The 13,028-nt window shown below is 43.9% G+C and carries 8 protein-coding genes; 4 read left to right on the top strand and 4 right to left on the bottom strand.

Annotation, left to right across the window (positions count from 1 at the left end; genetic code table 11):
- The first annotated feature begins 8 nt into the window (after positions 1 to 8).
- Entirely contained in the window at positions 9 to 425 is a 417-nt protein-coding gene (locus PY364_RS04015; protein WP_275520839.1) for a DCC1-like thiol-disulfide oxidoreductase family protein, read from the top strand.
- On the opposite strand, the gene PY364_RS04010 is transcribed toward PY364_RS04015, so the two are convergent.
- The 3 genes from PY364_RS04010 to PY364_RS04000 all read right to left on the bottom strand — a co-directional run bounded on the left by PY364_RS04010 (position 422) and on the right by PY364_RS04000 (position 4,404).
- Positions 422 to 847, bottom strand: coding sequence for a hypothetical protein (locus PY364_RS04010; protein ID WP_275520837.1), 426 nt, complete (start codon positions 845 to 847; stop codon positions 422 to 424). The two genes, PY364_RS04015 and PY364_RS04010, sit on opposite strands and share 4 nt — an antisense overlap.
- A 306-nt stretch (positions 848 to 1,153) precedes the next feature.
- Positions 1,154 to 3,562, bottom strand: a complete 2,409-nt coding sequence (locus PY364_RS04005) for a GAF domain-containing protein (protein ID WP_275520835.1) — start codon at positions 3,560 to 3,562, stop codon at positions 1,154 to 1,156.
- Positions 3,563 to 3,849: 287 nt separating this feature from the next.
- The gene (locus tag PY364_RS04000) at positions 3,850 to 4,404 is read right to left on the bottom strand and encodes a hypothetical protein (protein ID WP_275520832.1); all 555 of its coding nucleotides are present in this window, start codon (positions 4,402 to 4,404) and stop codon (positions 3,850 to 3,852) included.
- Between the two features lie 314 nt (positions 4,405 to 4,718).
- On the opposite strand from PY364_RS04000, the gene PY364_RS03995 reads away from it, so the two are divergent.
- Positions 4,719 to 9,089: an SdrD B-like domain-containing protein gene (locus tag PY364_RS03995; protein ID WP_275520829.1), complete on the top strand. Its 4,371-nt coding sequence runs from the start codon at positions 4,719 to 4,721 to the stop codon at positions 9,087 to 9,089.
- A 171-nt stretch (positions 9,090 to 9,260) separates the two neighbouring features.
- On the opposite strand, the gene ctpB is transcribed toward PY364_RS03995, so the two are convergent.
- Positions 9,261 to 10,565 (bottom strand): carboxyl-terminal processing protease CtpB, encoded by a 1,305-nt coding sequence (ctpB, locus tag PY364_RS03990; protein WP_275520827.1) that lies wholly within the window; start codon positions 10,563 to 10,565, stop codon positions 9,261 to 9,263.
- Positions 10,566 to 10,852: 287 nt separating this feature from the next.
- On the opposite strand from ctpB, the gene PY364_RS03985 reads away from it, so the two are divergent.
- Both PY364_RS03985 and PY364_RS03980 read left to right on the top strand, forming a co-directional pair.
- Complete coding sequence (locus PY364_RS03985) at positions 10,853 to 11,680, top strand: hypothetical protein (RefSeq protein ID WP_275520825.1); 828 nt, start codon at positions 10,853 to 10,855, stop codon at positions 11,678 to 11,680.
- A 248-nt stretch (positions 11,681 to 11,928) separates the two neighbouring features.
- A complete protein-coding gene (locus tag PY364_RS03980) occupies positions 11,929 to 12,828 on the top strand; it encodes a pentapeptide repeat-containing protein (RefSeq protein ID WP_275520824.1) in 900 nt (299 codons plus the stop codon).
- The last annotated feature ends 200 nt before the right edge of the window (positions 12,829 to 13,028 follow it).

Below are 13,028 nucleotides of genomic sequence, written 5' to 3'. Positions count from 1 at the left end.
TATACTCAATGACTTACTACGTAATTTATGACGGCAATTGCAATCTTTGCGTTACCTTAGTACAACTACTTGAAAACTTAGATAAAGGTCAACAATTTCAGTATATATCCATGCAAAATCAAGAAAAGTTAAACAACTTTGAGATAACGCCTAAAGACTGTGAAATGGGCATGATCTTAATAGATGCTAAGGCACCAGAACGCCGCTGGCAAGGCAGCAATGCTGCTGAAGAAATCGGTCGCTTACTGCCAGCAGGAAATATATTTGTTGCCACTTATCGAGCAATGCCAGGTTTAAAATGGGTAGGCGATCGCATTTACGAACAAGTCCGCGACAACCGCTATACGCTATTTGGCAAACGTTCTACAACATACGAATCAACTTATCCAATTAGTTGCGGTCTAAAAGGAAATTGCCAGCCTTAAACTGAACTATTAAACAGTTCAAATATTTGCCGACAAAAATGCTTGAGCTTTTCCGCCGACTCCGATGCGGGTTGAGTTGTCCCCGCAAAACCCCAATTATCCACCGTTGAAAATCGCCACTGTTGACCAGAATGGTCGTAACCAGCGGCCTCAACCCCGATCGCGCGGCGATCGCCATCTACCGGATCGTCGTAAAATCGAATTTGTATTAAAATGCTACGGCTTTGCAGCAACCGACTCCTACCGGGGAAGTGAAAGCCAATGTCAATAGAATCAGGATCTACAAGTTCCCTAGTATCCGCATCATTCATCCAAGGTTTGAGATCCACTCTCACATCTGGAAACTGCGACTTGAATAAATTCACAACAGCAGCAATTTTGCTGGCAACTTCAATATTTCTAGCTTGTTCAGCAGCGTTCACCTTCAAAACTCCTAAAAAATACAGTTTCAATAGCTTTAGAACAATCTAACTACATCCTGCGGAATGTAAGCTGTGAACGGCGGACATTTTTAAGAAGGGGCTAGGGGAAGAAGGGGCTAGGGGCTAGGGGCTAGGGGCTAGGGGAAGAAGGGGCTAGGGGCTAGGGGCTAGGGGCTAGGGGAAGAAGGGGAAGAAGGGGAAGAAGGGAATAGAATCAGCGGGTTTGGTGGAACTCAGAATGTCCTAACCACCTTAGCTATTACTATAGCAATTAACAGTTAGCAGTTAACAGTTAACAGTTAACAGTTAACAGTTAACAGGTATTATGCTTCCTGATTCATTGAGAACGGTCACTTCACTGACATCAGAAGTAACTTCAGGAAGGGGAAGAATACGAACGCGACCAAACCTTAAACCACTCACTCCTTGTAATGGTTCTACCATTCCGGTTTGAATTTTTGACTCTACGCAACCTTCACGAGCTAAATAGCGTAAATATTGCCGATATTCTTCCCATTCATCCTCATTGGAATAAACAATAGTTAGCATTCCCGACTGCGTAATTCGTTCTTGAGCGTCTTTATCAACCGCTTTTTCAATCCGTTTTTTAACAAGTTCGTAGCGAATATCGCGAGTGCCTTGGACATCAAACATTTTTTCAGTATTTTCGTTATGAAAAATGTTGATAGTTGTATTCTGGACTAATATTAAATGGGCAAGGTGGAAATTAATTTTAGCATCAGCTTGCAAGCGAAAGGCAGTGCGAGCACAATCGCAAACAGCCCTTAACTGTTCATAGCGCATACTGTGCAAGTGAAAGGGAGTAAATTTACTATCAATTGACTTGCCGATATAAATCATGTGATCCATACCATCAGTGCATTCAATATCGCAATAATGAGGGATAATTTGCTGCATCCGCTCTTGCCATTTTGCCCAAGTTTCCTGTAAGTTAGCAGTAATTAAACTCAGCATTTCGTCGTAGCGAGTGCGATCGCCATAAACGCATTGATGTTCATTCTCGCAAGCTGCTTGGTAAGCTTCCAATGCTGCTTGTACCTCCGGGCCGCACTGCATAAAATGGTCAAAATATACTTCTAAATGTTCGCTCAGATACTCTGCGGCCCGCACTTCCATATCTACAGTTACTTTTTCCTGCAAATGCTTGATATAGTCGAGCATATCGAGCCGCAGTTGTTCGCCAAGGGGAGTACCTTGAGTTTTGCACAAAGCCTCAACGATCGCTAAACCCAGGCGGAATTGTTCGAGCAAGTCGGCTTGAATGGCCCGATTTCGCTCTTCTGAGGAGCCGCGAATATCGGAGATACCATAGAGAGGATAAACTTCGCTAAAAACTATTGTCTCTGGTTGTAGACCCCAACTGCGCCGCTCTGCTTCTTGTACGAACCGCCACTCTACGGCGGGATGGATGTTGTGAATGTGGGTGAAGCGCTGCTGAATGGCTTGCCGTAGGGCCGCAATGAAGGCGGGAATGAGTTCTTGAGCGTGTTGGCAGTCGATACCATTAAAATGGTTGGGGCGATCGCACGTTAGTCCCACTACTCCTAAAATCTGATTCCCTCCCCCTTCGCGATTGAGCGTTTTTACAACTAAGGGAATTAGCAACATCGATCGCACTCCCATTTTCCGTAAGTAGCGATCGCACTCCGTTTCGCACTCCCGTCGCAAATCAGGCACGTTCCAGACTTGATTAGCCGCCGTTGCTTGCAAAAAGTGAGAACCTTCTAGAGACTGTAACGCATACACTGTCGGCCGGATATCGTGACCATCTTTGCAGATAAAGAGTTGCGCTTCGGAGCCATCAGTCCGTAAAAGAATGCTACCATCTGCACCAAAGAGCGATCGCAAACGTTTATCTATTTTCTTAAACTTTTCCGGTCTTAGAATAGAATCCCTATCTATTAACAACTGCGTCAACCGCCGAATTTGTTCCTGTCCCGTGACATCAAAACCTTCTAACAGCAACAAACCTTCTACCCGGTAATTTTCTAACCGCAGTTTATCTGCTAAAGTTGCCAATTGGTTAGGCTGCATTATCCAAGCTTCTCGCTCCGAAGTCGGCATTAACTTCAGATGAAAATCTGAAAACTCATCTATTTTCGAGTCAATACGAGTAATTTTTAGCTGTTCGGAACCCAGCCAAAATTCCACAAACCGATGCTCTCGATGCAGCGGACTTTTGACACTAGCCATTACCGGTTCATCAAGCACTCGCAAACTCTCAAGGTCAATCTGATATAGCTGCTTGAATACCCAGTATAAAATATGACGGCGGTATAACTGTTCCGCAGTCCGGCCGTCCCAATCCTCGAACAAGTCCAGTAACCCGATACCTAATCCTGTCAACAAACCACCAAAGTCAGTCCCCTCATGGGTTCCTTCCAAACCCGCCAACCGACAGAAAGCTGAGTTAGCATAACGCAGAGTAAAAGTCTCAGGTTCCATGACAGCCATTAAAACCCGGCTCGAACGCTGAAATTGAAACAAGCGCTCTAGGTACTGTTTCCAAACTTTCAATTGTTCGATTTGGGGAGAGTGACTTGGCATTTCCCCAGCCAAAGCTTGCAATAGCTGTTCCATATTTGGCTCAACCAAGCTACCGTTACCGTTTTTAGTCCGGGGAATATCTGCGGAAAGTAACGCTTTAGCAGAGTAGTTATTCGCTTCTTGGGATGTCGGCTTCGGGGTCGGCATAAGTCTGCACCTGAATGCACTGGATATTTAACAAGATATTGGCGACTGGTTCTAGGAAGTTGGGACTCCAACATTCCTTGATACCTGTGCACAACTAAAAGTTTGCAACGTTATAGTATTGTATCTAACACATTAGGGGTCTAGCCCCCTTAGTGACTGTGATAGTAAATTTAATTGTCTACTAATTAATTAAAAATCAAAAATTAAAAATCAAAAGATTTAAACACCGAGTATATTTTGTGCAGCGTGTCGGATGTGGAGAATGCGAACAGGGGTTAGAGTTGGATTCAAAAAATACCAAGAATATAGGAAAAAGCATCATCATCTTTGAAATCTCGATCGCTGATGTCAGCCAAATCTCTAATTACAGAACGGACAACAGAACGCACTTGAAAATGAGTCCATCGTTCCTCTGAACTTGTGAGGCTACATGGGTGATGTGCAACTGCCCAGTCTACTAAACTTCTAACTGTAATCCGCCTATTGATGACTCCAAAGTGAAAACTCAACGAAGGTGCTTTTGGCAGTCCAGCGCGATCGCAGATATAGTTCAATGTTTCCTGACGCTGTTTTTTGGAAATGTTGGGCAGAATATCCACCCACTTGCTATCTAGCTGAATCTGCTTGCGGGGCAATCCAACATTGTAAAAAGCTTGCCGAATACGATAAAAAGCACGCGCCCCAAGGCATACTCCTGCGATACCACCTGAAGCATTTACTTTTGAAGAAATTAGATCGATTGCCTCTTTGATTGTCGCGATCGCGATTGCCTCATCATCACTGATTTCTATACCAAAGGAGTTTTCCCATATCATCAGTATCTCAACTGCGTCAAGTCCCATAGTAATTAAAGGTTAACGATCTAAACCGATCATTTTAACTCAATAGTTTCAGACCTCTGGGCGGGCACGGGGGCACCGCCCCTAGGTCGAATGAAACAGCCCTGCCCATCTCCCCCTCTTCCCTAGCCCCTAGCCCCTAGCCCCTAGCCCCTAGTTATTACGTAAGTGCTAAAGCTTTAACAATTTACTTAACTTTAGGTATATTTACATAAATTTTGGGTAATTGAGGGGTAATACCCCCCACAAATCTCCGTAAAATTGCTAGACTCGTAGGCAAGACCGAACAGTATTATTTTCTTTATATCAGGTGCATCATGGCTACCTATACAGTAACCACTAACGCTGACAGTGGTAGTGAATCATTGCGAGAAGCGATCGCACTGGCAAATAGCAATCCGGGCGCAGACGAGATCCTTTTCGATATCCCTACAGCAAATTCAACCCAGACAATTAACCTGCTATCTGCCCTACCCAATCTTACAGACAACGCAGGCACGTTAATTAATGCCTGGAGTCAAGGGGGGGCAACTTACACCGGTGCGCCACTAATCGAACTCAATGGCACAGGTGCCGGTGCAGATACAAACGGTTTGTCTATCTCTTCATCCAACAATACCATACAGGGTTTAGCAATTAATCGCTTCAATGGAAATGGGAATGGGAATGGGATTTTTATCGGTTCGGGAAGTAATAACGTTATTCAAGGTAACTATATAGGTACCGATCTCACCGGGACAGTTGCCTCACCGAACAATAATTATGGTCTATTGATTTGGAGTGCTAACAACACCATTGGCGGAGCTCTACCATCAGCGCGGAATATTATCTCTGGCAACAATCGGTTTGGAATCATAATTCAAGGTGGCAATGCCAATAGCAATCAGATATTAAACAACTTCATCGGCACCGATGCCACAGGGAATAATAACTTAGGTAACAATTGGCGGGGATTGCAGATTAGCGACGGTGCAAAAAGTAATGTCATTGGAGATAATGTCATTTCTGGCAACGATCGCTCAGGAAATACTGACACCGTAGATAATACCAATATTGGGATTCACGGCGGAGGCACTAACAATAACATTATCGCAGGCAATTTTATTGGCACGAATGCTACAGGTACGGGTTTAACTGCGGGTGCTCCAGCAGTTATCGGCACACCTCCTTCGGGAGGGCAACGGGGCATCTTGATTACGGGAGGTGCTCAAAACAACATAATTGGGGGAACAGCAACAGGCGATCTTAACATTATCTCCGGGCATCGAGGAAACGGCATTGAAATCCGCGATAACGCCTCATCAGGAAATCAAATTCTTGGCAATTACATCGGCACAGATGCAGCGGGTACTGGTGCGCTTGCTAACCGTCTAAATGGGATATTCATTAATGGTGCAAATAACAATCAGATTGGCGGTACGGGTACAAATGAGGGCAATATTATCGCTAATAACGGTGCGGCAGGTGTCAATATTATCCCAGGTGTTAATATTCCCCCTGGCGGTACTGGCAACAGCATTCAAGGCAACTCGATTAGCAATAACGTAGGTTTAGGTATTACCCTAACCAACACCAATCAACCGAAAGCTAATAATGATATTGTCGGCGGCAATGGTGGGCAAAATTATCCCAATTTATTGTCAGCATTTCTAGGCAGTAACAGCACGGTAATTACAGGGGAATTAAACGCGGCTGCCAATACTAGCTTTCGCATAGAATTGTTTTCCAATGATGCTGCCGATCCTTCTGGAAATGGAGAAGGAGAAACATTTTTAGGCTTTACAGATGTCACCACTGACAACGCTGGCAATGCAAATATCAGCTTTACGCATCCAGCTTTGTTAACAGGTAAATATATCGCGGCTACTGCTACTAATCTCGATCCGACTACTGGCACAAATAACACCTCAGAGTTTTCCAATTCTCTACCAGTTGATAGCTTAAGTATTAGCGGTTTAAAATTCCATGATATCAATGGTAATGGATTGCAAGACTTAGGCGAAACCGGACTTCAAAATTGGCAATTTCAATTGCTCGATAATTCTGGCGCTTTAATTACTGATACTACCTCAGATGCTACTGGTAAATACGAATTTAACAATATTTTACCTGGTAGTTATAGTATTGAAGAAGTGCTACAAGCCGGATGGACGCAAACAGTAGCACCTAGTGCTATTAATTTGACAAATGCTGATTCAACTGATAATAACTTTGGCAATTTCCAAAATATCACCATCAGCGGCATCAAATTTGAAGACTATAACGGCGATGGCATTCAAAATGGTAATGATACTGGAATAGATAATTGGCAAATCAATTTACTTGATGCTAGTGACGCAACTGTCTTAGAAACTACCACAACTACTACAGGGGGTAATTACAGTTTTACCAACCTCAAACCGGGAAATTATCAAGTTAGAGAAGTTAACCAAACTGGATGGGAACAGACTACTGTTGACCCTAGTGATATTGTGGCGGAAAGTGGCGCGAATGTCAGCGATGTTAACTTTGGTAATTTCCAAAATATCACCATCAGTGGCATCAAATTTGAAGACTATAACGGCGATGGCATTCAAAATGGTAATGATACTGGAATAGATAATTGGCAAATCAATTTACTTGATGCTAGTAACGCAACTGTCTTAGAAACTACCACAACTACTACAGGGGGTAATTACAGTTTTACCAACCTCAAACCGGGAAATTATCAAGTTAGAGAAGTCAACCAAACTGGATGGGAACAGACTACTGTTGACCCTAGTGATATTGTGGCGGAAAGTGGCAATATATACACGGATATTGATTTTGGAAATATCCAGAAAATTGCCAGAATAGAAGTTTTAGATCCGACAAACAATAATATTATCGATGGCACTACCAACGCTATTGATTTTGGTAGTACATTTGTCAATACTCCTCTCACTAAACGTTTCACTATTAAGAATATAGGCAATGACTCTCTCAACCTTAGTATTCCCAGTTTACCTACTGGTTTTAGTATAGTAGGAAATTTCCCCAATGTCATTGCACCTAACCAGTTAGTAACGTTTGATATTGCATTAAATGCTGCTAGTATCGGCACTAAAAATGGTATTCTGCAATTTATCAATTCTGATACTAATAACACACCTTTTGATTTTCCTATTATCGGGACAGTAACAGGCACTCCAACACCTACTCCCACACCAATTCCCACACCAATTCCCACACCAATTCCTACTCCTACACCAATTCCTACTCCTACACCAACGCCAACAAATACACCAATTCCTACTCCTACACCAACGCCAACAAATACACCAATTCCTACTCCTACACCAACGCCAACAAATACACCAATTCCTACTCCTACACCAACGCCTACTCCCATACCAATTCCAACGCCTACTCCTACACCAATTCCAACAAATACACCAACGCCTACTCCCATACCAATTCCAACACCTACTCCTACACCAATTCCAACAAATACACCAATACCTACTCCTACACCAACGCCTACCCCCATACCAATTCCAACACCTACTCCTACACCAATTCCAACGCCAACAAATACGCCCATTCCAACAGGCACACCAACGCCAACAAATCTACCAATTCCAACACCTACTCCTACACCAATTCCAACAAATACACCAATTCCAACACCTACTCCTACACCAATTGTAATAGGTAAACCAACGCCAACAAATACACCAATTCCAACAGCAAACCCAATACCTATTGATACGCCAACGCCGACAGGAACACTAAATTCTTCCCCTTTCTCTTCTGTCGAAAACTCAAATATTCCCTGTCTTTGTGGGGATATAGTGCATCCCGATCTAAATAAACCTAACTCTGTAGATAATATTATCTACGGCAACAATAATAGTATTCAGTTTGGCACACCACAAAATGATGCTTTTTATGGTGCTGAAAATGGGAATAGTTTCTATGCTAAATTAGGTGGCGATAACCTTTATGGTGGCAACAGCAATGACCTACTTAACGGCAATGAAGGTAATGACTTTATCGATGGTAGTAAGGGAGATGATTTCGTTTTGGGAGGCAAAGATAATGATATTCTTTTAGGTGGTGAAGGTCAAGATTTGATCTTGGGAAATAGAGGCAAAGATTCAATTAATGGCGGAGAAGAAAACGATCTAATTAATGGTAATCAAGGAGATGATTTTATTGATGGAGGCAAAGGCAATGATTCCCTATTTGGCGGCAAGAATAATGATGTATTAGTTGGCAGTAAAGGAGAAGATTCTCTGTGGGGAAACTTAGGTGATGATACTCTGTGCGGTAGTCAAGCTAATGATTATTTGAGCGGCAATGGAAATAACGACATTATTGATGGATGTGGAGGAAATGATACTATCTATGGAGGTAAGGGCAATGACACTCTCTTAGGTTGCGGCGGTGATGATATTTTGTATGGAGACTTGGGGAATGATACCCTAATCGGGGACAGCGGGAATGATATATTTGTATTAGGTGTAGGTCAGGGATTTGACATCATTGCTGATTTTACAAAAGGTGAGGATCTTTTGGGCTTATCTGGAGTATTGACATTCGACCAGTTAAATATTAGTCAAGTTCAGGGTGCTACTTTAATTAGTAACTCGATTAGTGGAGAAATATTGGCATCTCTAACAGGTGTGCAAGCTAGTCAAATAGGAAGTTTTGATTTCAAATTGTAAGGGTAATGGGTCATTGGTATAGATGTTTGTAACGCCGCCCTCTGGGCGGTTAGAATACCGCCTAGAAGGCGGCGTTACGTTAGAATACCGCCTAGAAGGCGGCGTTACAGATGATACTAAAAAGTAGGGCAAATATTATCCGCCCTACTTTGATTACACCTAATTGATCGTCTAGCGAATCTCGTTAGCAGCAAGAGGACGGGCCGAAGGGTTAGTTTTTAAAAGTGCGATCGCACGGGCGTAGCAAGGGTCATTTTGAGTTGCAACCAGCGATGGCTTACTAGCTAGTTGTAACTTTTGCTCGTCGGTAACATCCACTTTAATGTCTGGAGTCACCCCTTTATGGCTGATATCAATACCGTTGGGAGTGTAGTAATGAGCGATCGTTACCGCCAATCCCGAACCGTCAGAGAGGGAATGCACCGACTGTACAAGCGCTTTCCCGAAGGTTTGACCGCCCATTACAGTCGCGCGTTTGTTATCCTTAAGAGCTCCTGCTAAAATTTCGCTCGCACTGGCAGAATTGTCATCCACTAAAACTACCAAAGGCTGATCCGCGATCGCAGTACGATTGGCCCGCATTTCTTCGCTTCCTCCTTCGCGGTCTACTGTACGCACGATCGCACCAGTATTCATCCACATCCGGGCAATGTCAATACTCACCCGCAAGAGTCCCCCTGGATTCCCGCGCAAATCCAATACGAAAGCGTCAACTTTATCATCCTTGAGTTTTTTAATTGCTTTTTGCATTTGTTCGCCTGCGTGGGCACTGAACTCTTGCAAGCGGATGTAGCCAACTCGTGTCTTCCCTTCCTCCTTGAGGGTGTAGCGAACCGCTGCTACCTCAATTCTGGCCCTAGTCAGAGTTACCTCAAATGGACTTTTCCCAGTTCTACCAATTTTGAGGGTGACTTTTGTTCCTTCCGAACCCCGGATCATGCCCGCAGCGTCACCCACAGTCATGCCTTCGGTAGATTTACCGTCAATTCCTAAAATTTGATCTCCAGCTTGAATGCCAGCCCTGATCGCAGGAGAATCCTCCATTGGTTCGGCTACCGAGATCGTTTTAGTTTTTTCGTCCTGTTCTAACCTCATACCAACCCCTGTCAGTTCCCCTGAAGTTTGGTTGGTTAGCGCTTCGTACTGCTTTGGATCCATAAAGCGCGTGTAGGGGTCGTTTAACTTCTCTAGGGCTTTGCGGAGAGCGCTATAAGCTTCTTCGCGAGAAGTATAATTCTTGTTGAGCAACTGCTGCCTTGCGGCTTGCCAATCGACTTTATTAAAGCTCGGATCGACAAAATCCCGGTTTACAATTTGCCACGCTTCGTCTAAAACAGCTTTTGGGCTGTCCTGAAGTGCGGCGCGGACGGATTGACTTAAGCCAGGGACAAATAAGGAAATGGAGGCAGTTGTTGCGATCGCCCCGCTCAAGAGAGCAGTACGGAACTTGGAAAATCGTCTTGAGGCTAGGTTCATTGAATTTCGCTCGAATCGATTTTATTTTTTTAGATTTTAGATTGGCGTTAAAATCTAAAATCAGAATACTTAACTGGCAGGAGACTATTATCCTTTAACATAGTCTAGCTACCTTCTCTGTGAATTGCCAAGCAATGACAGCTTTATTTGATTAAACTTAAATAGGACTTACGCGCATCTATTTGTCGCGCCGCAGTCAAGGCAGTGACTTTACCGCCCCCGTCGGCGACGTTAGGAAGCATGATGCGTAAGTCTATATAAATTAAAAGCTAAAAATTGGATGTGCAGTGCATAGAAAAGTTGAACAATCCCAAAAGTGGTTAGGGAAAATTACCAACATCGCTATAGTTTTGAGTGCTTTGGCAGGTATCGCTGTGATGCAGAGCGATCGCCAACTGGGGGGGTTGTCAGTAGATGGTCAAAACAGTATGAACGCATCGGGCTCGCCTACGGTTAGTTTGTCTCAAGTCCAAGAGCAAGAAGCTCTAAGGCTGCAATTGGCGAAAGTTTCGCCTACTTTTGGGTTTGATAATTTAATTGCAGATTGGACTTTCCTAAAATTCATACAGTATTTTGGCGATAGCGAGGTGCGATCGCAAACTGGCTATGCTCTCAATACACCCTATTTTGACATCATAACCATGCGTGACCCGCGATGGGTTGATATCTATCCTTTTCTTTCTACAGCAATTTCCTACTATCTGGGTAAACCTGAAATCGCGGTTTCTATGATGGATCGGGGTACGGATGCTCTTTCTCCCCAGATTGACCCTCAAGCGTGGCGGGTATGGCGGTTTAAAGGTCTCGATCAATTCCTACTGCTAGGGGATATCCCTGGGGCTATTCGCTCTCACGAAATGGCTGCGGACTGGGCTTTAGGAACGCCTGACGAGAAAGTTTCCCCAGTATTACGACAAACTGCCGAATTTTTGAAACGAGACCCCGATAGCACTTTTATTCGGTTTCAGGCCTGGAGTGCGGTTTACTATGAAGCCACAGATAAGTTAGTACGTCAAAGAGCCAAGAGTGCTCTGTTATCCTTGGGAGCTCGGATGCAAAAGGGTGAGGATGGAAATCTACGTTTTTTCTTACCTTCAGACAAGGTTAAAAAGTGAAGTAGGGTTTTCGTAAAGCCGCCCTCGCTTTCGTCGGTTAGGGGCTAGGGGCTAGGGGCTAGGGACTAGGGAAAGAAGGGAAAGAAGGGGAAGAAGGGAATAGAATCAGGGAGTTTGGTGGAACTCAGAACGTCCTAACCGATGAAAGCGGTTGCTATAACTGCGATCGCAAAGGCTAAAACAAATATAAAATTTTTATTAAGGGTTAATATATATACTTAAATTACTGATACAGGGAGTCTACCCAGATGGAAGTAAGCGAACTGCTCAAGTGTTATGAAAACGGAGACAGAGACTTTGCTGGCGCTGACCTTAGCGGAGCTAACCTCAGCAGAGCAATTTTAATCGGAGTAAACCTTTCCGGGGCTAACCTATCAGGAGCTAATCTAAGTCGGGCCTTTCTTACTAAAGCAGAACTCAATGGCGCATCCCTTCACAGAGCGAATCTGAGTTTTGCCAAAATGGGTGAAATCAGACTGGCGGATGCTGACCTCACGAAGGCAAACATCAGCGGAGCTTTCCTAGTAAAATCAAAACTTCCCAGAGCCAAACTGAGCGGCGCGAACATCACCGGCGCTAATTTACGGAATGCCATCCTCTGGAATGCCAATTTATGCAGTGCGGATCTGCAATTAGCCAACCTGCGGGGCGCAAATCTAACGGGAGCAAATCTCAACTGGGCAAACCTCTACAGTGCCAGACTCAGCGGCGCAAAACTTTTTGGCGCTCAACTAACAGGTGTCAGTCTCAGGAAAGCTCACCTCAACGGTATCGATTTAGGTGGCGTGGATCTTAATGGTGTCAACTTGAGCGAAGCGAAACTCAATGGAGTCAATTTGGAAGGATCGAACTTGGTAGGAGCAAATTTTTACGCAGCTCAGTTGCGTTGTGTCAAGTTAACGGGAGCAGACTTAACAGGGGCAAATCTGGTGCAAGCTTCCTTAGTACAAGCCAACTTAAACTGGAGTAGACTTTCTCATGCAGACTTAAGCCAAGCAGACTTGAGCGAGGTGACGTTAATGGGAGCCAACTTTGAGGGTGCTGAGTTAGCAGGAGCAACAATGCCAGAATCTACTAGGCGCTATTTCTGCTTAACTGCGGGTACTATGACAGTTGGGCAAATGCAAGAAATGAGTGCGATGGCTTGACAAATTTTTACCTCAGTATTTATGCAGATTAATGCTTTTGAAATCCCAAAAGTATTTCGTTCTGCTCCCTAATTGTCATATCTCTTTGGGTCTTTCTTCTTTTTATCCTCTTTTTCCTGAGCATCTTTTTTAGGTTTTTTGGTTTCTTTGTTGCTCTTTTGTTCTTTAGACATCATTGTTCTCCCAAACAGTGCGTAAAT

Origin of the sequence: Kamptonema sp. UHCC 0994 (assembly GCF_029167235.1) — a bacterium.
Classification (GTDB): Bacteria; Cyanobacteriota; Cyanobacteriia; order Cyanobacteriales; family Microcoleaceae; genus Kamptonema.
The sequence above is the reverse complement of the archived record's forward strand: the minus strand, read 5'-3'. Positions and strand labels throughout refer to the sequence as shown.

Bases quoted from the DNA above. Each gene is read 5' to 3' on its own strand.
- PY364_RS04000 (WP_275520832.1), bottom strand. From the start codon at position 4,404: ATGGGACTTGACGCAGTTGAGATACTGATGATATGGGAAAACTCCTTT.
- PY364_RS04005 (WP_275520835.1), bottom strand. From the start codon at position 3,562: ATGCCGACCCCGAAGCCGACATCCCAAGAAGCGAATAACTACTCTGCT.
- ctpB (WP_275520827.1), bottom strand. From the start codon at position 10,565: ATGAACCTAGCCTCAAGACGATTTTCCAAGTTCCGTACTGCTCTCTTG.
- PY364_RS04015 (WP_275520839.1), top strand. From the start codon at position 9: ATGACTTACTACGTAATTTATGACGGCAATTGCAATCTTTGCGTTACC.
- PY364_RS03980 (WP_275520824.1), top strand. From the start codon at position 11,929: ATGGAAGTAAGCGAACTGCTCAAGTGTTATGAAAACGGAGACAGAGAC.
- PY364_RS03995 (WP_275520829.1), top strand. From the start codon at position 4,719: ATGGCTACCTATACAGTAACCACTAACGCTGACAGTGGTAGTGAATCA.